Origin of the sequence: Flavobacterium granuli (assembly GCF_900129705.1) — a bacterium.
GTDB classification, from domain to species: Bacteria; Bacteroidota; Bacteroidia; order Flavobacteriales; family Flavobacteriaceae; genus Flavobacterium; species Flavobacterium granuli.
On record NZ_FQWO01000001.1, the window covers coordinates 132,362 to 158,004 of the forward strand.

27 protein-coding genes are annotated in these 25,643 nt (G+C 36.2%); 19 read left to right on the forward strand and 8 right to left on the reverse strand.

Features of this window, described 5'->3' with window-relative positions; translation table 11 throughout:
* Positions 1–34: 34 nt before the first annotated feature.
* From rlmD to BUB25_RS00580, 3 genes are all read left to right on the forward strand, one after another.
* Entirely contained in the window at positions 35–1,450 is a 1,416-nt protein-coding gene (gene rlmD, locus BUB25_RS00570) for a 23S rRNA (uracil(1939)-C(5))-methyltransferase RlmD (protein WP_072938148.1), read from the forward strand.
* A 79-nt stretch (positions 1,451–1,529) separates the two neighbouring features.
* On the forward strand, positions 1,530–2,051 hold the full coding sequence (locus tag BUB25_RS00575) for a DUF6452 family protein (RefSeq protein ID WP_072938150.1): 522 nt from the start codon (positions 1,530–1,532) through the stop codon (positions 2,049–2,051).
* Positions 2,023–2,856, forward strand: coding sequence for a DUF6048 family protein (locus BUB25_RS00580; protein WP_072938153.1), 834 nt, complete (start codon positions 2,023–2,025; stop codon positions 2,854–2,856). Before BUB25_RS00575 ends, BUB25_RS00580 begins: the two co-directional genes overlap by 29 nt.
* 111 nt (positions 2,857–2,967) lie before the next feature.
* Here the strand turns inward: BUB25_RS00580 and BUB25_RS00585 are convergent, their stop codons facing one another.
* Both BUB25_RS00585 and BUB25_RS00590 read right to left on the reverse strand, forming a co-directional pair.
* Positions 2,968–3,204, reverse strand: a complete 237-nt coding sequence (locus BUB25_RS00585; RefSeq protein ID WP_072938155.1) for a hypothetical protein — start codon at positions 3,202–3,204, stop codon at positions 2,968–2,970.
* A gap of 73 nt (positions 3,205–3,277) precedes the next feature.
* Positions 3,278–4,477: a THUMP domain-containing class I SAM-dependent RNA methyltransferase gene (locus tag BUB25_RS00590; RefSeq protein ID WP_072938158.1), complete on the reverse strand. Its 1,200-nt coding sequence runs from the start codon at positions 4,475–4,477 to the stop codon at positions 3,278–3,280.
* Positions 4,478–4,639: 162 nt separating this feature from the next.
* Here BUB25_RS00590 and BUB25_RS00595 point away from each other — a divergent pair, with 162 nt between their 5' ends.
* The 8 genes from BUB25_RS00595 to BUB25_RS00630 all read left to right on the forward strand — a co-directional run bounded on the left by BUB25_RS00595 (position 4,640) and on the right by BUB25_RS00630 (position 9,684).
* The gene (locus BUB25_RS00595; RefSeq protein WP_072938161.1) at positions 4,640–5,404 is read left to right on the forward strand and encodes a class I SAM-dependent methyltransferase; all 765 of its coding nucleotides are present in this window, start codon (positions 4,640–4,642) and stop codon (positions 5,402–5,404) included.
* Positions 5,405–5,470: 66 nt separating this feature from the next.
* Complete coding sequence (locus BUB25_RS00600; protein WP_072938164.1) at positions 5,471–6,139, forward strand: ZIP family metal transporter; 669 nt, start codon at positions 5,471–5,473, stop codon at positions 6,137–6,139.
* A 69-nt stretch (positions 6,140–6,208) separates the two neighbouring features.
* Positions 6,209–7,027, forward strand: a complete 819-nt coding sequence (murQ, locus tag BUB25_RS00605) for an N-acetylmuramic acid 6-phosphate etherase (RefSeq protein ID WP_072938167.1) — start codon at positions 6,209–6,211, stop codon at positions 7,025–7,027.
* 73 nt (positions 7,028–7,100) lie between these two features.
* The gene (locus BUB25_RS00610; protein WP_072939678.1) at positions 7,101–7,322 is read left to right on the forward strand and encodes a DUF6095 family protein; all 222 of its coding nucleotides are present in this window, start codon (positions 7,101–7,103) and stop codon (positions 7,320–7,322) included.
* Positions 7,322–7,894 (forward strand): pentapeptide repeat-containing protein, encoded by a 573-nt coding sequence (locus BUB25_RS00615; protein ID WP_072938170.1) that lies wholly within the window; start codon positions 7,322–7,324, stop codon positions 7,892–7,894. Before BUB25_RS00610 ends, BUB25_RS00615 begins: the two co-directional genes overlap by 1 nt.
* Before the next feature lies 1 nt (position 7,895).
* Positions 7,896–8,477: a DUF1572 family protein gene (locus BUB25_RS00620; RefSeq protein ID WP_072939682.1), complete on the forward strand. Its 582-nt coding sequence runs from the start codon at positions 7,896–7,898 to the stop codon at positions 8,475–8,477.
* 11 nt (positions 8,478–8,488) lie between these two features.
* Entirely contained in the window at positions 8,489–8,863 is a 375-nt protein-coding gene (locus BUB25_RS00625) for a DNA topoisomerase IV (RefSeq protein ID WP_072938173.1), read from the forward strand.
* A 50-nt stretch (positions 8,864–8,913) separates the two neighbouring features.
* Entirely contained in the window at positions 8,914–9,684 is a 771-nt protein-coding gene (locus BUB25_RS00630; protein WP_072938176.1) for a TerC family protein, read from the forward strand.
* A gap of 45 nt (positions 9,685–9,729) precedes the next feature.
* Here the strand turns inward: BUB25_RS00630 and BUB25_RS00635 are convergent, their stop codons facing one another.
* From BUB25_RS00635 to ychF, 4 genes are all read right to left on the reverse strand, one after another.
* The gene (locus BUB25_RS00635; protein WP_072938180.1) at positions 9,730–12,369 is read right to left on the reverse strand and encodes a DNA gyrase/topoisomerase IV subunit A; all 2,640 of its coding nucleotides are present in this window, start codon (positions 12,367–12,369) and stop codon (positions 9,730–9,732) included.
* A gap of 47 nt (positions 12,370–12,416) precedes the next feature.
* Complete coding sequence (locus tag BUB25_RS00640) at positions 12,417–14,288, reverse strand: DNA topoisomerase IV subunit B (RefSeq protein WP_072938184.1); 1,872 nt, start codon at positions 14,286–14,288, stop codon at positions 12,417–12,419.
* Positions 14,289–14,425: 137 nt separating this feature from the next.
* Entirely contained in the window at positions 14,426–14,953 is a 528-nt protein-coding gene (locus BUB25_RS00645) for an NADPH-dependent FMN reductase (protein WP_072938187.1), read from the reverse strand.
* Positions 14,954–15,064: 111 nt separating this feature from the next.
* Positions 15,065–16,159, reverse strand: a complete 1,095-nt coding sequence (gene ychF / locus BUB25_RS00650; protein WP_072938190.1) for a redox-regulated ATPase YchF — start codon at positions 16,157–16,159, stop codon at positions 15,065–15,067.
* Between the two features lie 307 nt (positions 16,160–16,466).
* On the opposite strand from ychF, the gene BUB25_RS00655 reads away from it, so the two are divergent.
* Together BUB25_RS00655 and BUB25_RS00660 are read left to right on the forward strand one after the other, a co-directional pair.
* Positions 16,467–19,133 (forward strand): TonB-dependent receptor, encoded by a 2,667-nt coding sequence (locus tag BUB25_RS00655; RefSeq protein WP_072938194.1) that lies wholly within the window; start codon positions 16,467–16,469, stop codon positions 19,131–19,133.
* Between the two features lie 220 nt (positions 19,134–19,353).
* Positions 19,354–19,890: a hypothetical protein gene (locus BUB25_RS00660; protein ID WP_072938197.1), complete on the forward strand. Its 537-nt coding sequence runs from the start codon at positions 19,354–19,356 to the stop codon at positions 19,888–19,890.
* Between the two features lie 81 nt (positions 19,891–19,971).
* Here BUB25_RS00660 and BUB25_RS00665 read toward each other — a convergent pair whose 3' ends face one another.
* Entirely contained in the window at positions 19,972–20,322 is a 351-nt protein-coding gene (locus BUB25_RS00665) for a 4Fe-4S dicluster domain-containing protein (protein WP_072938200.1), read from the reverse strand.
* Between the two features lie 136 nt (positions 20,323–20,458).
* Between BUB25_RS00665 and BUB25_RS00670 the strand changes: the two genes are divergently transcribed.
* The 6 genes from BUB25_RS00670 to BUB25_RS00695 all read left to right on the forward strand — a co-directional run bounded on the left by BUB25_RS00670 (position 20,459) and on the right by BUB25_RS00695 (position 25,293).
* Entirely contained in the window at positions 20,459–21,517 is a 1,059-nt protein-coding gene (locus BUB25_RS00670; protein WP_072938203.1) for an acyl-CoA reductase, read from the forward strand.
* A 91-nt stretch (positions 21,518–21,608) separates the two neighbouring features.
* A complete protein-coding gene (gene serC, locus BUB25_RS00675; RefSeq protein ID WP_072938206.1) occupies positions 21,609–22,679 on the forward strand; it encodes a 3-phosphoserine/phosphohydroxythreonine transaminase in 1,071 nt (356 codons plus the stop codon).
* A gap of 99 nt (positions 22,680–22,778) precedes the next feature.
* Positions 22,779–23,729, forward strand: coding sequence for a D-2-hydroxyacid dehydrogenase (locus BUB25_RS00680; protein WP_072938209.1), 951 nt, complete (start codon positions 22,779–22,781; stop codon positions 23,727–23,729).
* Between the two features lie 105 nt (positions 23,730–23,834).
* The gene (locus tag BUB25_RS00685; protein ID WP_072938212.1) at positions 23,835–24,398 is read left to right on the forward strand and encodes a hypothetical protein; all 564 of its coding nucleotides are present in this window, start codon (positions 23,835–23,837) and stop codon (positions 24,396–24,398) included.
* A gap of 125 nt (positions 24,399–24,523) precedes the next feature.
* Entirely contained in the window at positions 24,524–24,958 is a 435-nt protein-coding gene (locus BUB25_RS00690) for a DUF6146 family protein (protein WP_072938216.1), read from the forward strand.
* Positions 24,959–24,990: 32 nt separating this feature from the next.
* Positions 24,991–25,293, forward strand: coding sequence for a DUF6787 family protein (locus BUB25_RS00695; protein WP_072938219.1), 303 nt, complete (start codon positions 24,991–24,993; stop codon positions 25,291–25,293).
* A gap of 14 nt (positions 25,294–25,307) precedes the next feature.
* On the opposite strand, the gene BUB25_RS00700 is transcribed toward BUB25_RS00695, so the two are convergent.
* Positions 25,308–25,619, reverse strand: coding sequence for a hypothetical protein (locus BUB25_RS00700; protein ID WP_072938222.1), 312 nt, complete (start codon positions 25,617–25,619; stop codon positions 25,308–25,310).
* Between the last annotated feature and the right edge of the window lie 24 nt (positions 25,620–25,643).

Consider the following 25,643-nt stretch of genomic DNA (forward strand, 5'->3'; position numbering starts at 1 on the left):
TTTATAAAAGTTTACAAACGCTTATTTTTGCGCCATGGCAAAGAAAAATACAGACAAAGTTGTCTTTCATCAAATAAAAGTCCTTGATGCAGGTGCAAAAGGCGTTTCGGTAGCAAAGGCTCCCGATGGTAAAGTAGTGTTTATTCCGAATGTCGTTCCGGGTGATGTGGTTGACGTGCAAACTTTCAAAAAGCGCAAGGCCTATTACGAAGGGAAAGCAGTTCATTTTCATGAATTCTCTGAACATCGTGTAGAACCTGTTTGCGAGCACTTTGGTGTTTGTGGCGGTTGTAAATGGCAAAATATGAAGTACAGCCAACAGTTGTATTACAAGCAAAATGAAGTCTTGAATCATTTGCAGCGCATTGGAAAAATCGAACTTCCGGAATTTGAACCTATCTTGGGATCAGAGAAAAAGTTCTTTTATAGAAACAAAATGGAATTTTCGTTTTCTAACAGCCGTTGGTTAACTGAAGCTGAAATAGGAAGCAGCGAAGATTTAGGCAATAGAAACGCCCTAGGTTTCCATATTCCGAAAATGTGGGATAAAATCCTGGACATCAACAAATGTCACTTGCAAGAAGATCCATCAAATGCAATTAGAAATGAAGTGAGAGCCTTTGCCAATGCAAACGGCCTGACTTTCTTTAACCCGAGAGCGCACGAAGGTTTATTGAGAACTTTAATGTTAAGAACGGCTTCTACGGGAGAAATCATGGTTTTGATTCAATTTTTTGAAAACGACAAAGCCAATAGAGAATTGATCTTGGATCATCTTTACGAAAAATTCCCGCAGATTACTTCGCTGCAATACGTGGTGAATAACAAGGCAAACGATACGCTTTACGATACCGATATTAAACTATACAAAGGTCGTGATTACATATTGGAAGAAATGGAAGGGTTGAAATTTAGCATTAATGCCAAATCATTCTACCAAACCAATTCAGATCAAGCTTACGAATTATACAAAATAACGCGGGATTTTGCGGGATTGACAGGAAATGAAATTGTGTATGATTTATACACTGGAACAGGAACTATTGCTCAATTTGTTTCTAAAAAAGCAAAGAAAGTAATAGGAGTAGAAAGTGTTCCTGATGCGATTAAAGATGCTAAAGCAAATGCCGTACGCAACGAAATCACCAATTGTGAATTCTTTGTAGGAGACATGAAAGTGGTTTTTAATGATGACTTCATCGCTCAACACGGCCATCCTGATGTGATCATCACTGATCCGCCAAGAGACGGAATGCACAAAGACGTAATTGAACAAATCATGAAAATCGCTCCTGAGAAAGTGGTTTACGTAAGCTGTAATTCGGCTACACAAGCCCGTGACTTAGCCCTGATGGACGAGAAATACAAAGTAACGCGTGTGCGTCCTGTGGATATGTTTCCGCAAACACATCACGTAGAAAACGTAGTTCTTCTCGAAAGAAGAAAATAGTAATCAGTGGCCAGTAGCAGTATTCAGTCCTAATCGCACTAAATACTGCTACTGAACACTGAACACTGAATATTAGTATATGAAAAAAACATTTTTGTTTCTATTTGCCCTTGCTTTCGCTTTCTCCAGCTGTGAGAAAGATGATATTTGCGATGCCAATACGCCAACTACGCCACGATTAGTGATTTCATTTTATGATATCAATAATTCCTCTATTCCAAAAACGGTTACAAATCTAAAAATAATTGGAGAAGGAATGACTGATGGAATTATCTTCAAAGGGAGCGATTTAATCAGTGGCACTACCGTTTCTATTCCGCTAAAAACAGATGCGAACACAAGTACATTTCGTTTTATATCCAATTTTGGAAACCCAAATCCTGCCGCGGTCAATGAAGACATTATAAAATTTGACTATACCAGAGAAGATTTTTTTGTATCAAGAGCGTGCGGATTTAAAACACTTTTTACTTTAGATCCCCTTACTCCTTTTACTCATACTGATGCTGCAGTTGCAGATGGAAAATGGATGCAATATGTAGCCGTTAAAAAAAGTAACATAGAAACCGAAAATGAAACACACCTTGAAATCTATTTTTAGCATTTGTCTAATTCTATCGTTGTTTTTTGCCAATGCACAAGAGACTGCCCAAAAAAAGGAAGCTGATGTCTCCAAAACGGCAGGCGTAATTCCTGACAACGGGAATTCAAAAATGGTGAAATTAACCGCCGCAAAAATGACCGACACTATTGTTGTTCCGGTAAAAACAAATCGGTACGGATTGCGTGTGGGTGTGGATTTATTCAAATTGACCCGAGCCTTATACGATAAAGATTATAAAGGGATTGAATTTACGGGAGATTATCGTTTGACCAAAAAATATTATTTGGCCGCTGAACTGGGAAATGAAAACAAAACCACCGATGATGAACGATTGAATTTCACTACCAAAGGTTCTTATCTAAAAGCAGGTTTTGATTATAATGCGTATGAAAACTGGTTAGACATGGAGAATATCATCTCTATAGGATTTCGATATGGCTTCAGTACTTTTAGTCAAGAATTAAACAATTACAAAATTTACAATTCCAATCCTTATTTTGGTGAAACTGCTGCGATTGTTTCCGGAGAAAAATTCAATGGATTATCGGCACATTGGCTAGAAGTAGTCGCTGGAGTAAAAGCAAAAGTATTCAATAATGTATTCATGGGATTCAGCCTTCGCTTGAACACCTTGATTTCCAATAAAAAACCGGATAATTTTGACAACTTATACATTCCGGGTTTCAACCGTACTTATAATGGTAGTTTTGGAGTAGGATTCAACTACACTGTGAGCTATTTCATTCCTATCTACAAGAAGAAACTAAAACCAGAAGAAGCAACAACTGGAAACAAAAAATAAACTTCTTAAATTATTCTTTTTAGATTTTTTTTCGAAAACATAAAAAACCGCAAATTCATCGATTGTATAATCAGTGAATTTGCGGTTTTTAATTAGCGTTTTAAACTAAACTTAGTTTATTTCTCTAAATCCTTTTAATAAAATCCATCTCATAAATAATTTCTCGCCGTCTTTTGTTTTCACCGCTTGAAACTTTGGAGATAAAAGTGTTCCTACAACAAATGCTGTTGCCGGAATCCATATTCCCGTTAAATTAGTATATTTCTCCGCCAAAAAACGAACTGAAATGAATAATATCGCAAAACAACCCAATTGGTATAAAAATGCGCGTACTTGTAATCTTGTCATCGAATAATAATTATGAGTTATAAATTATGAGTTATGAGTTCTCTGAAAACAGAAACCTATTACAGGAATCTAATTATTCCACACTTTTATCAGAACTTTCAACATTGTTGTCTGCTGATACTTGAAATTTTGTTCTCTTGCTTCCCTCATACATTTCGTATTTTACCAAGCGGGCTTCAATACTGGCGTTGAAAAGTTTGATTTTTCGAGAAGGTTTTAATCCCACAAATTTCAATGCATCAAGATTTCCTGTGATAAACCAGGCATTGGTACCTGGATAATTCTTCTTCAAAGTATCACCTATATTCTTGTAAAATTCTTCCATATGAATATCCAATCGCTCATCATAAGGCGGATTAAATACCATGTGTAATTTCCCTTGGGTAGTTTTTTCGGTATCAAAGAAATTTCTTTCTTCAATTGTAATGTATTCGTCCAGATTAGCATTTCGGATGTTATCCTTGGCTTTGCTTACTGCCGAAGGCGCTTTATCATAACCTTTTATTGTATAATGAAATTCTCTCACTCTTTTCAATAAACTATCCACAATTTGGTCAAACAAGTTGTTATCCCAATCGTGCCATTTTTCGAAAGCAAATTCTTTACGGTTGATGTTGGCCGGAATATTACAGGCAATCATGGCCGCTTCTGCCAAGAAAGTTCCGGATCCACACATTGGGTCCAAGAAATCTCCTTGTCCGTCCCAACCCGAAAGCAATAAAACTCCCGCCGCCAGAACTTCATTGATAGGCGCAATATTAGTGGCTGTTCTATACCCACGCTGATGCAAAGAATTCCCCGAAGTGTCTAATGCTACCGAAACCTGATCCTTATCGATATGAATGTTGATTCTCAAATCTGGATGCACTTTATCGATGCTTGGTCGCTGTCCTGTTCTTTCCCTAAACTGATCCACAATGGCATCTTTACATTTTTGAGAAACAAATTCAGAATGATTAAAATTATCCGAATGCACGGTAGCGTCGATCACAAAAGTCTGATTGGCATTGATATATCTGGACCAGTTTACACCTGAAATCCCTTTGTATAAAGCTTGTTCGTTATTAGCCTTAAAAAAATAAATGGGTTTCAAAATTTTCAAAGCCGTACGCAGTGATAAATTGGCTTTGTACATAAATCCTTTGTCTCCCTTAAAACTCACCATTCTTACACCTTGTTCCACGTCTTGCGCGCCCAACATTTGTAATTCCTTTGCTAATATTTCTTCAAAACCAAAAAAGGTTTTGGCAACCATCTTAAAATTATTTTCCATTTGTGTGTATCAATTAAAACAGACCATTTTCTGTTTAATATTCATTCGGCGAAAGAAATGATAGGATTCTCGATGAGAATCACGGTCTATCTCCCCCAATTCGTTATTTTTCAGCAAAAATACACTAAATTTGCGGGACTTGAATTAATTGAAAAAGAATAAATGTCTGAAGAACAAAAACCAACGCATATAAATCCAGAACAACCAACTGAAACTTGGTTTAGTTCTTGGTTCGATACTCCTTATTATCATATCCTTTACAAAGACCGAAATTACAGGGAAGCACAGGTTTTCATGGATAATTTAACGCATTATCTCAATTTGCCTGAGAAAGCCAAAGTGCTTGATTTAGCTTGTGGCAAAGGCCGCCATGCGATCTATTTGAACCAATTGGGCTTTGATGTCATTGGTGCTGATTTGTCAGAAAACAGTATTGCCGAAGCCACTAAAAATGCCAACGAAACCTTGCATTTTAAGGTACACGACATGCGGGAAGCTTTTGAAGAAAAATACGATGCCATTTTCAATTTGTTTACCAGTTTTGGCTATTTCGAAAATGACGATGACAATCTTAAAACCCTAAAAGCCATCAAAGAAAGTCTTTCGGAATATGGTTTTGCCGTGATTGACTTTATGAATGTCAACCAAGTGCTTGATACTCTTGTTCCAGAGGAAATAAAAACTGTGGATGGAATCGATTTTCACCTGAAACGCTATTTAAAAGACGGCCACATCCATAAAGAAATTGACTTTGAAGACAAAGGACAAAAGTTTCATTTTACCGAAAAAGTGAAAGCCTTGACACTAGAAGATTTTGAAAACCTGATGGAAGAAGCCGGAATCTATCTTCTGGATATTTTTGGAGATTATAAACTGAAAAAGTTTCATAAAACCGAAAGCGAAAGACTCATCCTTATTTTCAAATAGCAAAATGAGCTAATAATAAAATACATCACGATACAACATACGAACAAATAAACGGTTAAATAAATAATGAATTATCTTTTACCCTTATTCTCTGTACTCATAGGCTATGCCATTGCTTTGGTTTTAAAACCAAAAAACAAAACCAATCTGAAGTTATTATTGGCTTTTAGTGGTTCTTTTTTACTTTCTCTGACCGTTATGCATTTATTACCGGAAGTTTACGAAAGTCACAACCATGACATTGGTATCTTTATCATGCTGGGAATTTTGTTCCAAATCTTACTCGAATTTTTCTCCAAAGGCGCCGAACATGGGCACGTACACGGTCATCCAAACATGACCCACATTCCCTGGTTATTATTTATCAGCCTTTGTATCCATGCTTTTCTGGAAGGATTCCCGGTGGGAAACCACAATCATTTAGCTGTAGGAATTGCCATTCATCACTTACCTATTGCCATCATATTAACTACTTTTTTTATCAATTCCCATCTGAACAAAAAAGCGATTTTTGCCTTTATGCTTACCTTTGCATTGATGACTCCGCTGGGAACATTAGCGTCTGATTATTTACCCGTTTTAAATGATTATCATACCCAAATTACAGCCGTAGTGATAGGAATATTATTTCATATTTCCTCGACTATTATTTTTGAAAGCAGCGAAGGACATAAATTCAATATTGCCAAAGTTTCGATGATTGTTTTCGGAATTATATTGGCCTATTTTGTTTAATCCTCTTTGATGCACAACATACGAATTCTATGTATAGTTATCGATACAAAATTTGAATATTAAAAAAAAATGACCTTCACAAAAACAACCGAACAATCCTCAAAATACGAACATTTAGATAAAATGTCTGTACAGGAATTGCTTGCCAGTATCAATCAGGAAGACAAAACGGTTCCCTATGCCGTAGAAAAATCCCTTCCACAAATTGAAGCTTTGATAGCGCAAATTGTCCCTAAAATGAAATTAGGCGGGAGACTTTTTTACATCGGTGCCGGAACCTCAGGACGCTTAGGGATTTTGGACGCTTCAGAATGTCCACCAACCTTTGGCGTTCCTTTTGATTTAGTAGTTGGAATCATTGCCGGCGGTGATACCGCTATACGAAGAGCTGTAGAAAATGCAGAAGACAATACCACTCAAGCCTGGAAAGATTTACAGCAATTTGATATAAATACAAATGATGTGGTGATTGGAATTGCCGCTTCGGGAACAACTCCTTATGTCATTGGAGGTTTAGAAAAATGCAATGAAAATAACATTATAACCGGAAGTATTTCTTGCAATGCCGAAAGTCCGCTTTCGCAAACGGCCCAATTCCCTATTGAAGTGGTTGTAGGCCCTGAATTTGTTACCGGAAGCTCCAGAATGAAAGCAGGAACTGCACAAAAATTAGTACTGAACATGATTACAACCGCAACCATGATTCAGCTGGGAAAGGTAAAAGGCAACAAAATGGTAGACATGCAACTCAGCAACAACAAACTGGTCGATCGTGGTATCAAAATGATCATGGGAGAAATTCCCGTGAGCTATGAAGCAGCAGCTGCGTTACTAGAAAAATACGGAAGCGTAAGAAAAGCAGTTGACTCTTATAATAATCAGCAGTAAACAGTATTCAGATAGCAGTTTTTACAAAATCGAAAATCGAATTGAACCTGAAAATTTAAATCTTAAACAAAAAATGGCTACAAATAGAGAATTATTATCCAAAGGAATTAAATATTTAGCCTGGGCATTGCCTTTACTATTTGTTGGTCCGTCTGTGATTCACAATGCGTTTATCAACAAACAGAATGGCTGGCACTATCTTGTTTTAGGAATTGGAATTATCGCCTGTCTTGGAGCCGTATATTTACTGTTTATGGGTTTAAAAACAATCACAAAAGCTATATTCAACGACTAATGGAAGAACTGATTCACATTCAAAAAACATTTGAGAAAGTTATTTTTATCAATAAAAAAGTCAGTAATCGAGAATTTGAGGATTGTGTTTTTAAAAATTGCGATTTCTCGAATAGTAATTTTTCGAACAATACTTTCATGGACTGTGAATTTATAGATTGCAACCTTTCTATGACTGAACTAATTGGATCCAGTCTAAAAACGGTGAGTTTTAGAAATTGCAAGCTTTTGGGAATCCAGTTTGGTACTTGCGCTGATTTTATGTTTTCGGTTCATTTTCAGGACTGTATTTTGGATTATTCTTCTTTTGCTAATAAGAAAATGCCCAAGACAAAATTCAATTCGTGCTCGCTAAAAGATGCCAATTTCACAAATACTGACCTTTCTGTTTCGGTTTTCGATAACTGTAATTTGGATAACGCCATTTTTAATGACACCCAATTGAAGAAAGTCAATTTCTTGACGGCTTACAACTATAAGATTGATCCTGAATTCAATCCAATGAAAAAAGCCAAGTTCTCTGTTCAGGGAATTCCTGGACTTTTGGACAAATATGATATCAAAATTCAATAAAATGGATATCAATGAGCACTATCTTGCCAGCATAAAAAAACAAATGCGCTATTACAAGACAATTGGCGAAAAAGCGATCGAACAATTAGAACCCAACCAACTTTTTATTGAGACAAATGAAGACTCTAACAGTATTGCCACAATTATAAAACATATTTCAGGCAATATGTTATCTCGCTGGACTGATTTTTTGACTACTGATGGAGAAAAAGAATGGCGAAATAGGGACCTAGAATTTGAAAACCAATTGCAAACTAAAGAAGAATTGTTAGCGACATGGAATACAGGCTGGGATTGTTTTTTTCAAGCTATTGATTCTTTACTTCCCGAGCAGCTTTTGCAAATTATATACATCCGAAATGAAGGACAAACTGCTCTGGATGCCATAAACCGACAATTAGCACATTATCCTTACCATATTGGACAAATCGTACTTTATTCCAAACAACTAAAAAACGGGAGCTGGGAAAGCCTTTCGATTCCCAAAAATAAATCAGAGCGTTATAATGCTGATAAATTTGCTCAGGAAAAACAAATAAAACACTTTACTGATGCCGAATTCAAAAAACTAAATAAAAAATAAAAAACTTAGAAATGAAAAAACTACTCCTGATTCCCCTGCTCTTTTCGATGTTCTCCTGCTATAATGTAGAACGCAATTGTAAAGATTTTAAAACTGGTAAATTTCGTTTTGATTACGAAGTAGATGGTGTAAAGAAAACAACTCTTTTTGAGCGTAATGACAGCATAGAAATAGAGACTTTCGAAGGAAAGACAGATACAGCTTCAATTCGATGGATTAACGATTGTGAATATGTTTTGACAAAATTGCACCCAAAAAATAAAAATGAAGCGCAATCAATTGCGATGAAAATTTTGACAACAACAGGAAATACTTATACCTTTGAATTCGGAATGGTTGGTACTGGCCAAAAGCAAAAAGGAACAGTAACAAAACTTGAAAACTAAACACCAATCATCCAAAAAAAATAAAATTAAAAACTTATAACTAAAAAAAGATGGAAGTATTTTTAAATCCTGATGCTTGGATTGCCTTGTTAACGTTGACCTTTCTGGAGATCATTCTGGGAATAGACAACATTATTTTTATTTCAATCGTAACGGGAAAACTGCCCGAAGAAAAACGAAAAAAAGCGACTCAAATTGGTTTATTTCTAGCGATGTTTATGCGTATCGCTTTACTTTTTGGAATCACGCTATTAATTGCGATGAAAGAACCTTTCTTTAGTGTCAACTGGCGCTGGTTTAGTGCTGATTTTACCGGTCAGGCCATCATTTTACTATTGGGAGGGATCTTTTTGATTTATAAGAGTACGAAAGAGATTCACGAAAAAGTAGATCATAAAGGAGAAGAAGAGCATGATTTAAAAACTGCCGCAACAAAATCTTTCGGAAATGTTATTTTCCAAATTTTACTGATCGACCTTATTTTCTCTGTTGACAGTATTCTAACCGCTGTTGGAATGACCAATGGTGTAGAAGGTGCTTTATACATTATGGTAACTGCTGTTGTGATTTCTGTTGGAGTAATGATGCTTTTTGCTGTTCCTGTTGGGAATTTTGTAAATGCCAATCCATCGATTCAAATTTTAGGTTTGGCCTTCTTAATCCTTATCGGATTTATGTTAATCACTGAAAGTATGCATTTATCCAATGCCGCTTTGGTAGGAGAACATGTTGGTGCGGTACCTAAAGCCTACTTGTATTTTGCTATTGCATTTTCACTAGCAGTAGAATTTCTGAACATGAAAATGAGAAAAAAGAAATAGTTTTTCTATAAAAAAAAGCTCCTAAATTTAGGAGCTTTTTTATTTTTAAAACAAGATTACTTGTCCATCCTCATCGAGATGTACATCCCCTTCATCAGTGGTTCCTCCTTTTACTTCTTCCGGAATAACTTCTTCCGGAATTTCATAAGGCAAAGGTTCTAACATATTTATTTGCTTCAATTTTTCCGTTGTCAACTGATTACCAAGCGCTTTAAACCCTTTTACGGCGATAAAATCCTCCACATCAACGGTTATACTTTCTTTCTGAACACCTTTTACTTTTGGAAAAACCAATTCAACCACTGGACGATAATCTGTAGATACAATTTCCAATTGCGAATTTGGATGCTCCGTTATAAAGCTCTCCTCTTTGTTTTCGGTTTCGACCAAGAATCGCTTCACATAATAGCGCTCTTTTTCTCCGTCGTAATAAATAGCTGAAATTGGTTTTTTAGGAATCCATTTTTCCAAAACTACCATGTCAGGATCAAAATGCGTCGATAATTCCGGTGTAATCACTTTTAATTTTCCGGATTGATGAATAATCAAAATTTTATCACTTGGCCTGAATTCGCCCAATAATTCTCCTCTTGCATCTACATTTAATCTTTGAACCGTCTCGTCATACCAAACTTTCCTTGGTAATAAAGTTGAAATTCCTTTTTCTTTGATTTCAATTTTCTTGATTGGGTATTTGGAGACCAAATTCCCTTTAGAAGCTCGACCTTTAATCGCTAAGCTGGCAAAATCAATGTCAAATTTAAGTTTTTTAATACTTCCTATTTGGCGTAAAATTATTGTCACCACTTCGGCTTCTCCGTTTGGATTACAAGTAAAATAGAGAATCTGTGAGCCTTTGGCACCATTAGTCAAATCATACAATTTATCTCGAGTGACTCCCGAAACATTGAACCTCTTAATATAAGATGGCCCCGATTTTCCATCGCGATAAATCACATTATAAATGGTGCGCTTATCGCTTTTGTCAAAAATAGCAACATGAATAATGTCTTTACCCACAAAAGTTTTGGCATCTACCTTAGTCACCATCATGCTTCCGTCACGAAGGAAAACAATTACATCATCAATATCCGAACAATCTGTCACGTACTCGTCTTTTTTCAAGCTCGTTCCTACAAATCCTTCTTCACGATTGACATATAATTTGGTGTTTCTTAAAACAACCTTCGTAGCCTCGATATCGTCAAAAATACGCAGTTCGGTTTGGCGTTCTCTTCCTTTTCCGTATTTCTCTTTTAGTTTAGCAAAATAGGCAATGGCAAAATCAATGATATGTGCCAAATGGTGCTCTACTTCTTTCATTTCATCTTCTAACTTCGCGATAAAATCATCTGCTTTATCAGAGTCAAAACGAGTAATACGAATCATTGGGATTTGCGTTAATCGCTGCAAATCGTCATCATTAATTTCTCTTACGAATGCTTTCTTGAAAGGTTCAAATTGGTCGTACATGTATTTGTACAATGCCTCTTTATCAGAATATAATTTGAAATCAATATACATTTCTTCTCGAATGAAAATTTTCTCTAAAGTAGAAAAATGCCATTTGTTTTTTAATTCCTCTAATTGAATTTCCAGCTCTTGTCGAAGCAAATCAACCGTTCTGTGGGTAGAAATTTTCAACATATCAGAAACGCCTATAAACAAAGGCTTGTTATCCTCAATCACACAACCCAGCGGTGCTACAGATGTTTCGCAAGCCGTAAAAGCAAACAAGGCATCGATGGTTTTATCCGGAGAAACACCCGGAAATAAGTGGATTAAAATCTCCACTTCGGCAGCCGTATTGTCTTCAATTTTCTTGATTTTGATTTTCCCTTTGTCATTGGCTTTCAAAATACTATCGATAAGAGTCGTAGTATTAGTCGAAAACGGAATTTGGGTAATCACCAAGGTATTTTTGTCCAGTTGGGCAATTTTGGCACGTACACGTACGCGGCCTCCACGCAGACCGTCATTATAATTCGTCACATCCGCAATTCCCTGAGTCATAAAATCAGGATATAGCGTAAAAGGCTTCCCTTTCAGGATCTTTATCGATGCATCAATCAATTCATTAAAATTATGAGGCAATACTTTAGTCGAAAGTCCCACTGCAATACCTTCGGCTCCTTGCGCTAAAAGCAATGGAAATTTAACCGGAAGATTGTTGGGCTCAGCCCTTCTGCCATCATAAGAAACGCCCCAATCGGTAATTTTTGGCGAATACAAAACTTCTAAAGCAAATTTAGACAAACGTGCCTCGATGTAACGCGAAGCTGCCGCACCATCTCCGGTGAGGATATTTCCCCAGTTCCCTTGACAGTCAATCAATAATTCTTTTTGTCCAATTTGTACCATCGCATCACCAATACTTGCGTCACCGTGTGGGTGGTATTGCATGGTGTGCCCTACAACATTGGCTACTTTATTGTAACGTCCGTCATCCAACTCTTTCAGGGAGTGCATGATTCTACGTTGTACTGGTTTGAAACCGTCCTCAATAGCAGGAACCGCTCGCTCTAGAATTACATAAGAAGCATAATCCAAAAACCAGTCCTTGTACATTCCTGTAACCTTGGTAATGGTATCATTTCCGTCTTCTTGATGATCGTAAAAATGCTCTCCTTCTGTCTTTTGTACTTCTTGTTGCTCTTCGGGATTTATATTTTCTTCTTCGTCCATTTATTTTCTTTGAATTCTATAAGAACTATGATTATCAACTTATGTTATTATACTTCTTCTTCGACTACATCTAACTCTACCTTCAGATTCTTGATGATAAATTCCTGTCGATCGGGTGTATTTTTCCCCATATAGAAAGAAAGTAATTGCTCAATCGAAGTGTTTTTGTCCATCATAATAGGATCAAGACGAATGGTGTCCCCAATAAAATTCTTGAACTCATCAGGGGAAATCTCCCCTAAACCTTTAAATCGGGTGATTTCCGGTTTTGGTTTTAATTTTTCAATCGCGTCTTTTCTCTCTTCGTCTGAATAGCAATAAATTGTTTCTTTCTTGTTTCTCACCCTGAAAAGTGGCGTTTGCAAAATATACAAATGTCCTTCTTTGATTAGCTCAGGGAAAAATTGCAGAAAAAAAGTAATCAATAACAATCGGATGTGCATTCCATCGACATCGGCATCAGTTGCGATCACAATGTTGTTGTAACGCAATTTCTCTAAACCATCTTCGATATCCAAAGCCGCTTGAAGCAAATTGAACTCCTCGTTTTCATACACAATTTTCTTGCTCATTCCGTATGAATTTAAAGGCTTACCACGCAAACTAAAAACCGCCTGCGTATTCACATCGCGTGATTTGGTAATCGACCCGGAAGCCGAATCTCCCTCGGTGATAAAAAGCGTACTTTCTAAGTTTCTAGGGTTTTTTGTATCCGGAAGGTGTGCACGACAGTCTCTCAATTTTTTATTGTGCAGATTGGCTTTCTTAGCACGATCTGTCGCTAATTTTCGAATTCCGGACAATTCTTTACGCTCTCTTTCAGCCTGCAAAATTTTACGCAATAAGGCTTCTGCAGTTGGAGGATTCTTATGTAAATAATTGTCTAATTTGGTTTTAATGAAGTCGTTTACAAAAGTACGAACCGAAACTGGCGGCGTTCCATCATCAGAGCCCATATCTGTTGATCCCAATTTAGTTTTGGTTTGCGACTCAAATACGGGTTCCATCACTTTGATGCTAATGGCACTCACAATCGATTTACGCACATCAGACGCTTCAAAACTTTTATTATAAAACTCACGAATCGTTTTTACGATCGCTTCTCTATAAGCCGCTAAGTGCGTCCCTCCTTGGGTCGTATTCTGACCATTGACAAAAGAGTGATACTCCTCGCTGTATTGCGTTTTACTGTGTGTTAAAGCAATCTCGATATCCTTTTCCTTCAAATGAATAATTGGATATTCTAAATCTTCAGCACTAATTGTTTCTTCCAATAAATCCCTAAGACCGTTCTCAGAAATGTATTTTTCGCCATTGAAAATAATCGTCAAACCATTGTTTAGATAACAATAATTTTTAACCATTTTTATGACATATTCGTAGCGGAACTTATAATTTTTAAAAATAGCTTCGTCCGGAATAAAAGTGACCTTAGTTCCTTTTCTCTTTGTGGTATCTGTAATATCTTCTTCCAGAACTAAATTTCCTGCAGAAAACTCAGCTGCTTTTTGTTTTTCGTCACGAACCGATTCTACACGAAAATAATTCGAAAGTGCATTCACCGCTTTGGTTCCTACACCGTTCAAACCTACCGATTTCTGGAAAGCTTTAGAATCATACTTTCCACCAGTATTCATTTTCGAAACGACATCAACCACTTTTCCTAACGGAATTCCACGGCCGTAATCCCTTACAGCCACCGTTTTGTCCTTAATGGTTACCTCAATCGTTTTACCGGCACCCATAACGAATTCATCGATACAGTTGTCTAATACCTCTTTTAGAAGAATATAAATACCATCATCAGGTGAAGAACCATCACCCAGTTTCCCAATGTACATACCGGGACGCATACGGATGTGTTCTTTCCAATCGAGCGACCGAATATTATCCTCGGTATATTTATTTTGATCTGACATTTTAAATTTTGTGGATTTTGTGCTAATATAGGATATCTCGATTTATTTTAAAAGGAGAAGCCTTCAAAGTTATCAAAAATGATATTGACAACTCGATTTGAGATTAAAACCACCAATTTAGGATAACATCCCCGTATTTACAAGAGACTATTTTTCACCATATCTCTTAACTGGAGATCTAATTCTGCATTAGCAATTCTTCCATTTTCAATATCAAAATTATCATAAAAACTCGGAAGAGAGAAAGTAGCTTTTACGTCTGCACCATAGCGCGGAAAGGCATTTTTGGCAATTTCAAGAACATTGGCTCCTCCTCTTTTCCCATCAGAAGTTGCCATCAGAAGCATTGGTTTTTGTTGAAAAACTTTTCCATTAATTCTGGAACACCAGTCAAAAACATTCTTAAAAGCCGCCGAATAATTACCATTGTTTTCAGCAAGAGAAACTACAAGAAAATCAGCTGAATCAATTTTATCCAAAAAAGCCTGCGCTAGAGGATGCTGACCGATTTCCTTTTCGATATCTACGCTAAACAAAGGCATTTGAAAATCATTTAAATCCAAAACTTCTACTTCGGAATTTTCAAATAAACCTGCAGCATAAGTCGCTAATTTTTTATTGATGGAATTTTTACTTGGGCTAGCTCCAAAGGCAATGATTTTCATAATAATTAGTTTTCACTAAAAGTAACAAAAAAAACGTGACCAAAAAAAAACCGCAAAATTGCTTTTGCGGTTTCATCTATTCTCTTTGCTCTTTATTCTATTCTCTAAAAATTACACATTGAAACGGAAATGCATCACATCACCATCTTTCACGATATATTCTTTTCCTTCTACTTTGAATTTTCCGGCTTCTTTACATTTAGCCTCCGATCCGTAATGAACGAAATCTTCATACGAAATAACCTCAGCACGGATAAATCCTTTTTCAAAATCAGTATGAATTACTCCTGCAGCCTGTGGCGCAGTTGCTCCAATATTAATCGTCCAAGCGCGAACTTCTTTGACACCTGCTGTAAAATACGTTTGTTGTTTCAACAATTTGTAAGCAGCACGAATCAAGACAGAAGCTCCCGGTTCTTTCAAGCCCATGTCTTCTAAGAAAACCTGACGTTCTTCATAACTTTCTAATTCGGTAATATCAGCCTCAGCACCTACCGAAAGGATAATTACTTCGGCATCTTCGTCTTTTACTAATTCACGAACTTGATCCACGTATTTGTTTCCGTTTACCGCTGAGTTTTCATCCACATTACAAACATACAATACCGGTTTAGCGGTAATTAACTGAAAACTTTCCATCAATACTTCCTCTTCATTAGATTGAGGAACAATCGTTCTGGCTGATTTTGCTTGTAAAAGCGACTCTCTGATTCGATCCAAAAGTGCCTTTTCAGTTTGTGCTTCTTTATTTCCGGTTTTAGCGGCGCGGTTTACTTTTTCTAAACGTTTTTCAACCGTATCTAAATCTTTCAATTGCAACTCAATATCAATCGTTTCTTTGTCACGAATTGGGTTTACATTTCCATCAACATGGACAATATTATCGTTATCAAAACAACGCAATACATGAATAATAGCATTACACTCTCTAATGTTTCCTAAAAACTGATTCCCAAGACCTTCCCCTTTACTGGCGCCTTTTACTAAGCCGGCAATATCAACTATATCAACAGTTGCCATTTGAACACGTTCTGGCTTAACCAATTCTTCTAATTTTTCAATTCTTGGATCCGGAACGTTTACAACGCCTATATTTGGCTCAATTGTACAAAAAGGGAAATTAGCACTTTGTGCTTTTGCATTTGATAAACAATTAAATAATGTTGATTTTCCAACATTTGGCAATCCTACAATTCCTGCTTTCATATGTAGTTACTATTTATTTTTTAATGGAATAGATTCTGGCCATTCTTCCTTGTTTTTACGATAGAAGCATGGCAATTTTACAATATACCTTCACAAATAGCAGCTACCGCTATTCTATTTATGATATCTATATATATTTTTTTGCAAATATAACATTTAATACATCCTAGATTTCAGAAATCTTTATATTAATATTTCTTTAATGATTTATGTTAAAAAAACATAGTTATCTTAATGTTTTGTTAAAAAAATTATATATTGCAACTGATTAGCTATCCAAAAAACCAAACTTAAAATTCCATTACTTATGAAAAAAATTGCTTTATTGTTCCTATTCCTTAATGCAAGTTTTCTTTTTGCCCAAAAAGAAATCTCCGGACTAGTAAAAGACAACACTGGCACAGTATTACCGGGAGTTAATATTGTAGAAAAAGGAACTTCAAATGGTGTTTCCTCAGATTCAAATGGAACCTATAGAATAAATGTCAAAGAAGGTGCGACATTGGTTTTTAGCTACGTAGGCTTTACAACTGTAGAAAAACCAGCACTAAATTCTAAAATAGACATGGTATTATCCCCTGAAGGCGGACAGGAACTGAAAGAAATTCAAATTGTAGGTTCTAGAAATACGAAAAGAACGGTTGTAAACTCGGCAGTTCCTATTGATGTGATCAATGTAAGAGATGTAACTACACAAAGTGGGAAATTAGAAATCAATGAATTGTTACAATATGTTGCCCCCTCTTTTAATGCCAATAAACAATCGGGATCTGATGGTGCTGACCACGTAGATCCAGCCTCATTAAGAGGTTTAGGCCCTGACCAAACACTTGTTTTGATTAACGGAAAAAGAAGACATCAATCCTCACTCATCAACATATTTGGAACTCGTGGTCGTGGAAACACTGGAACAGATTTAAATGCCATTCCAGCCTCATCAATTAAAAGAATAGAAATCCTGAGAGATGGCGCCGCTGCTCAATATGGCTCTGATGCCATTGCTGGGGTAATTAATATTGTCCTCAACGACAATGTTGACGAACTAACTGGTTCAGTAACTTATGGCGCATTCAACACCAATGCAAAAGGAGATTTTCTTTCTGGCACCGCAAACACAGACGGATATCGTTTGGACAAAAACGGTAACGGAAATAGCTTTGGAAAAGACCAAAATTTTGATGGTGGATCTGTAAAAATAGCCGCAAATTATGGTGTGGCTCTTGGAGAAAAAGGAGGTTTTGCTAATTTCACAGCAGAATATTTAAACAAAAACAAAACCTTGCGTCCAGGATATGATTTCCGAAAAGGATTTGGAGAGGCCGAAATACAAGGTTTCAACTTTTTTGGAAACATGGCGATTCCTGTTTCTGACAAAACCCAGTTCTACGCCTTTGGAGGAAGAAATTACAGAGACACTGATGCTTATGCTTTTACTAGAAATGGCGGAGAAAGAGTCGTTGAATCTATTTACCCAGGCGGATATACTCCTAGAATTACTTCAAACATCCTTGACAATTCTCTTGCTGCAGGTTTCAGAACTGAAACAGCAAGTGGCTGGAAAATTGACATTAGCAACACTTATGGAAAAAACCTTTTCCATTATTTCATTAAAGGAACCATCAACGCCTCATTAGAAGAAGCTTCTCCTTTAGAGTTTGATGCCGGAGGACACAGTTTAAGTCAAAATACGATGAATTTTGATTTTTCAAAAAATTATAGCTCGGTGTTAAACGGAATGAATCTTGCTTTTGGAGCTGAATTCCGTACGGAAAAATTCGAGATTTTTGCAGGCGAAGAAGGTTCTTATACCACTTATGACACTAACGGACGTCCAATTACAGATCCAGCCAATCAATCTGCTCCTACAATTCCTAATCCTGATTATGATCCTAGCGATCCGGATTCTCCAGCCGTTCTATCAAGACCTGGAGGCTCTCAAGGTTTTCCCGGTTATAGCCCAGCTAATGAAGTAGATAAAAGCCGCACTAACTTGTCGCTTTATACTGATGCCGAATTTGACGTAACCGACAGCTTTCTTGTAAGCACAGCCGTTCGATTTGAAAATTACAGCGATTTTGGAAGTACTCTTAACGGAAAACTAGCCGCCCGATTGAAAGCTACCAAAAACATCAATTTCAGAGGTTCTATAAGTACTGGATTTAGAGCTCCTTCATTGGCTCAAATTTACTATAATTTGCGTTTTACTAATTTTAATGCTGGCGGAGCTGTAGAAGTTATTCTTTCCCCAAATAACAGCCCGGTAACAAAAGCCTTTGGCATTCAAAAATTGAACGAAGAAAAAGCAGTTAATGCTTCTTTAGGATTCACTTCTTCTTTTGGAGAATTTACCGCCACGGTTGACGGTTATTACATTAAAGTTAAGGACAGAATTGTATTGACCGGATATTTTGATGCCACTGCATTAAATATTGGTGTTTCGGAAGCACAATTTTTCACCAATGGTGTTGATACCAGAACTGCAGGTTTAGACATGGTTTTTGCCTGGAAAAAATCATTTGGTGATTCAAAATTCGGAGCTACATTAGTTGGAAACATCAATGACATGAAAATTGACAATGTAAAAAACAAAAATCTGGACGAAGGCACTTTTTTTGGAAAACGCGAAAAAGCCTTTTTATTGGCTTCAGCCCCAAAAAGCAAATTTGGCCTGAATCTTAATTATTCCAAAAATAAATTTGATGCCGGTTTAGCTTTTACGCATTTCAGCAAAGTTGTATTAGTAGATTATGCTGACGAAGATGATGTTTATAACGCTAAAACAGTTACTGATTTAACTTTGGGTTATAAATTATCCAAAAACTTAAAATTGAGTATTGGTAGTAATAACCTTTTCAACATTTATCCTGATAAACAAGACGAACAAGGCAACACCGAGGCTGGCGGTTACTGGGATGCCGTTCAAATGGGATTCAGCGGAGCTTACTATTATGCAAGACTTGGATTTAATTTCTAATCGAATTATTCATATATAAACCTCATCTATTTTCAAGCAAGAGCCGTCGAGAGACGGCTCTTGCTTATTTACTGCTCTTCTATAAAACTTTAATTCTACTCTACCTAGAACAATGAACACGCTTTACTGTGAATAATATAATTTTTTACAAAAATCATATAACAAATTCGACGCAATTAACCACTATCTTTATGATATACAAATCATTAAAACAAATATTATGAAAACTATAATTCTAGGTATGACTGCTTTTTTATTTTCTTTAAACATTCATGCGCAAAATAAAAATGTAAAATCAGAAATAAAAACCACTACAACTACTGTAAATAATTCCAAAGGAGAAAAAAAATCTATAAAAACACAGGAAGTTAAAGAAGTTCAAAAAATTGAGTTGAAAGATGCTGATTCTAATGTACTAAATAAAGACATCAAAGAAACCCCTGTTCAAGTAACCTCCATCACAGCGATAACTGCTGACGGAATTACCAATATAGTCGATGTTGACAGATCAGCCTATTATGAACTAAATGGTCAGAAATACCAAGTGGCAATTGATCAAAATGGTTATACCGTGCTTTTACCCGATGGAAGAGAAAGAGCCATTTTAAGAAAAACGTCTAATAACAACTATATTTATAAAGCACAAAACATCACTTCGTTTGGCTATTTTGACAGCAATGGAAATCTTGTCTTAGAAAACTACGATGAAAAAACCGATAAAGTAACCCAGACGACTTATATTATTATTAAACCGTAAAAAACAATCAAAAACAAAAAAAATCCTGAGTTAGTCACTCAGGATTTTTTTATTTCAAAACTCAAATTTTTAATTTTTGTCTTATTCGTTATGTAAAAACGATTGTCTGTTCAACAAGGTTTCTTCACTTTCTACATGATTATCATCCGGGATACAACAGTCAACAGGACAAACAGCCGCACATTGTGGCTCATCATGAAAACCTTTACACTCTGTACATTTTCCAGGAACAATATAATAAATATCATCCGAAATAGGAGTTTGGGCCGCTTCAGCATCCACTTCGCTACCATCAGGTAAAATTACTTTTCCGCTTAGTTTTGTACCGTCTTTATATCTCCAGTCGTCAGCACCTTCATATATTGCAGTATTTGGGCACTCTGGCTCACAAGCGCCACAATTGATACATTCATCTGTTATTATGATTGCCATTTTTTCTATTAATTAGGTGTTAAAATTATGGGCGAAGAATAAAAACCGTCTAACAATCTTTTCTCCTTTGACTTATAACTTAATATAGCTTATTTTTGTGCAAAATTACAATCAAAACTTTTTATAAGCAAACATTATGACATTAGAAACAAAAAAAAGTGTTTTTGTTGAATTAGGAAAATTCTTAAGTCAATTTTCTGAGAATAATAGCATAAAAAGACCCGATATTTTACAAAACGATTTATTTTTCGAAGATTTCATCCAATTAATAAATTTATCCCAGTCCCATAACGGCTGGTACACGCCAGAACAGGTTTGTTTCTCGATTCAATCTTGGGCTACGGCCTTAACAGAAGAAAATCTGAATCAATGGCTTGCCGCTTACGATTTAGAAAACATACAACCAAAAAACATCGCTCTGATACTAGCGGGAAATATTCCTTTGGTGGGTTTTCATGATTTCCTCTCTGTCTTGATTACAGGGCATAATGTGATGGTAAAAACATCGTCAAACGACCAACATTTACTGCCTTTTTTAGCCAAATACATCATCGCCATAGCACCCGAATTGGCTAGTAAAATAACTTTTGTTGAAGGAAAATTAGAAAATTTTGATGCCGTAATCGCCACAGGAAGTAATAATACGGCCCGCTATTTTGAATATTATTTCAAAGAGAAACCTTCGATAATTAGAAAAAGTAGAAACTCTGTTGCTGTTTTAAACGGAAAAGAAACCAAGGAGCAGCTTGTAGCATTGGGCGAAGATATTTTCAGGTATTTTGGTTTGGGATGTCGCAATGTATCTAAATTGTTTGTTCCAAAAGGATATTCTTTCGATGCTTTTTTTGAAGCGATTTTTGAATACCAAGACGTCATTCATTATGAAAAATACGCCAATAATTACGACTACAATAAAGCCGTTTTCTTGATGAGCAATTTCAAGCTATTAGACAATGGTTTTTTGACCATCAAAGAAGATGAAAGTCACGCCTCGCCTATTTCGAGTGTTTTTTATGAGTTTTATGAAAATATAGAAGACATACAAAACCGACTACAAACGGAAAAAGAACAAATTCAATGTGTTGTCAGTGCTGGTTTAATAGACGATAGTGTTGATTTTGGACAAACACAAAATCCTAAATTATGGGATTACGCAGACAATATCGATACGATATCGTTTTTGTTAACAATATAAACAAAAGGCCTTTAATTATTTTCTTTTATTTCCCCCTTTTAAAGTCGTAATTCCCGAAATTTGCATATTAACTTTTGGACCTTAACTACACATGAAAAAACACAATTACAGCGCAGGACCTTGTATTTTACCACAAGAAGTTTTTGAAAAATCAGCCCAAGCCATTTTAAATTTTAATAATTCTGGTTTATCTCTTTTGGAGATTTCACACCGAAGCGATGATTTTGTTGCCGTTATAGAAGAAGCAAGAGCATTGGTAATCGAATTATTGGGATTGGAAGGCAAAGGATACAAAGCCCTCTTTCTTTCAGGAGGAGCCAGTTTAGAGTTCTTGATGATTCCTTACAATTTAATGAAAGAAAACGGAAAAGCCGCTTATCTTGACACAGGAACTTGGGCGAGTGGCGCTATCAAAGAAGCTAAAATCTTTGGAGAAACCGTGGTTGTCGCTTCATCAAAAGACAAAAATTACAATTATATCCCAAAAGGATACAGCATACCTGCAGATGCCGATTATTTCCATTGCACTTCTAACAATACGATCTTTGGTACCCAAATGAAGGAATTTCCTTCAGTGGATATTCCATTGGTTTGCGATATGAGTTCTGATATTTTCTCCAGAACTTTAGATTTTTCTAAATTTGACATTATTTATGCCGGTGCTCAAAAAAACATGGGCCCAGCTGGTACCACTCTAGTTGTTATCAAAGAAGAAGTTCTGGGAAAAACAGGCAGAACAATTCCAAGTATGCTGGATTATGAAAAACATATTAAAGCCGAGAGCATGTACAATACTCCTCCGGTTTTCCCTATTTATGCCTCACTATTGACCTTACAATGGTTAAAAAAACTAGGTGGAATTGCAGCAATTGAAAAACTAAACAATGCCAAGGCCGCCTTGCTTTATGCCGAAATTGACCGAAATCCATTATTCAGAGGGTCAGCCGTAGCCGAAGATCGTTCTACTATGAATGTGACCTTTTTATTGAATAATGAAGCGCATACCCCTATTTTTGATGCCATGTGGGCCGAAGCCGGTATTTCGGGCTTATCAGGACACCGCTCAGTAGGTGGCTATAGAGCTTCGATGTACAACGCCCTTCCTCTGGAAAGCGTTCAGGTACTAGTTGATGTAATGAAGGCATTGGAATCAAAAGTTTAAAAGTTTCACAAAAGAAACAGCCCTAAAATAGTAATAAAATCAAAATACAAAGCTGCTAGTCTCCGTTGGGGACTAGCGGTCTTTTTAAGCCAAAAATAAATGAAAGTATTAGCTAATGACGGTATTTCTAAAAGCGGAATTCTTGCTTTAGAAAAAGGAGGATTTGAAGTTATCACCACAAAAGTAGCCCAAGAACAAGTGGTAAATTTTGTGAATCAGAATAACATCAGCGTACTTTTGGTACGAAGTGCAACCAAAGTCCGACAAGATATTATTGATGCCTGTCCAAGTTTAAAAATAATTGGTCGTGGTGGCACCGGCATGGACAATATTGATGTAGACTATGCTAAAAGTAAAGGAATTCAAGTAATTAATACTCCTGCGGCTTCATCGGAATCTGTAGCTGAATTAGTATTTGCTCATCTGTTTTCAGGTATTCGCTTCTTGCATGATTCAAACAGAAATATGCCTTTAGAAGGAGATACAAATTTTAATGGTTTGAAAAAAGCGTATTCCAACGGAATTGAATTGAGAGGAAAAACACTTGGTATCATAGGAATAGGACGCATTGGTCAGGCTACTGCAAAAATAGCTTTGGGTTTAGGGATGAAAGTAATTGCTTCTGATATTTCGATCGAAAAGACAACTATAACGGTCTCTTTTTTCGATGGTCAGTCGATTACAACTACCATCGTTTCCCAACCTCTGGCATCTTTACTACAAGAAGCTGATTTTATCAGCTTGCATGTTCCTGATCAAAAAAACTACATCATAGGCGAAAAAGAATTTGCGATAATGAAAGAAGGCGTAGGAATTGTCAACTGTGCTCGCGGCAGTGTGCTTGACGAAGTAGCATTGGTAGCAGCCTTAGACAGCGGAAAAGTATTATTTGCCGGATTGGATGTTTATGAAAATGAACCCACACCAGAAATAACCATTTTGATGAATCCAAAAATTTCATTGACTCCTCATATTGGAGCCGCAACCCTTGAAGCTCAAGACAGGATTGGCATTGAGTTAGCCGAACAAATTATCAATTTACTACGTTAATATCAAAACATTAAATGATTGCTAAAAACTAATCAATTACAACCCAGCAAGCTTTTTTTTAATTAATTTAATTAAATTTGATTTCTAATCTAAATAAAAAATCAAATGTTTGAACAATTGACGCAATTAGCACAGCAGTTTGGAAATGAAGCCGTAGTAAAAAACGATGCGATTCCAAATGATCAGAACGAAGCGGTAATAAACGAAGCAAGTAGTTCGATTATTTCTGGTTTACAAAAAATAGCTTCAGATGGAGGCATCGATCAACTTGCCGGATTATTTCAAGGCAACACTAATCTAGACAGCTCAAATCCTGTTGTTCAAAAACTCTCAGAACAACTAACAGGAACTTTGGGCGAGAAATTCAACTTGAGTAGCGATGCTGCTTCTGGCGTAGCGGGTGGTATGATTCCACAAATTTTAGGTTCTTTGGTTGGTAAAGCTAAAGACGCTAATGACTCTAGTTTTCAGATTTCGGATTTGATAAATGCTATTTCTGGAGAAGGTGCCCAAAATTCATCTATCATGGACGCTATTTCAAAATATGGAGGACAATTTGGTCTAGATCAGAATTCGGATGGAAAAGTAGATATTAGCGATGCAATGAGTGCCGTAACAAAGAACAGTGGAGGTATCGGTGGCCTGTTTTCAAAACTTTTCGGAAAATAAAACGATTACTTACAATACTATCAAAGTCATTTATCTCAAATAGATGGCTTTTTTTTATACTAAAAAATCAACAATCAGCCGGTTAATTTTGTAATTTTAATAATCAAATTATTTTCCTGAATATCATGAAAAACAGCCTTTACATTATAGCAATTATTTTTTGTGTTCTCATTGGCTGTACCAGCACCAAATCGGCTGTGGTGACGAAAGAAAAACCAACAGGTACAAAAAATGATACTGTTAGGATTGTCAATGAGGAGCTCGAATATGAAGTCATTATCATTGATCCGGGGTTTAGCTCTTGGCTTGTCTCTACAGCGCTCCCCAGAAATTACTACTCCCAATCTTATTTAGAAAACAAAAATCGCCTGTGGATTAGTGAATGGAACAGTCGCGTCGCACAACCTTTCAGATACAATCCTAATCTTTATGAAATGACCATTAATTATGATCCAACCATCAATTATGGCTATGAGGTAAATTATTTAATCTACAATTACTTGGTCTATTTTCAAAATACCTACAGACAAAAATTATTTGGTCATGTTCCCCTAAGATAATCTTACTATCTTTGCGACCATTGCAAATAAAAATGAAGAAATTAAAAAAACGTTGGGGAATTGAATCCAACTTTCAGCTTACAATCATATTGATCGTTTTTGCCATTACTGGCTCTACTTCAGCTTGGCTATCCAAACCTTTTTGTCTTTGGTTGGGAATCACCAGCGAAGACTTAGGCTTTTGGTTTACTCCTGTCAGATTACTTCTAATTTTCCCAATATACCAAGTATTTTTAGTTCTATTTGGTTTTGTTTTTGGACAATTTACTTTCTTTTGGTCATTCGAGAAAAAGATGTTGAAACGAATGGGATTGGGATTTCTCTTCAAAGAATAAAAAAAACGCCTCGATTATTGGGCGTTTTTGTTTTTAATCCAATAGGTGTACATCCATGTCAAGGTAAAAGAAGGAATCACGTCCGTAAATGGAATTATTTCTTCAACAAAAGTTAAAACTCCAGCTATTTTACCTACGCTACCCCGATACATTCTGGTCATCAAAAATCCCGCTATTGGTGCCCAAACCACGTCTGAAAATTCACCGATAAGAGGAATCGTAAAAGACAGCATCCCGATTGCGTCAAAAAGCAGTCCTAAAAGTAGCTTTTTGGTTTTATCCGATTTTTGTTCCGAAACAGTTTCTATTCCCAGTTCTTCTTTCATTTGTTTTACTCTATATTGATTTGA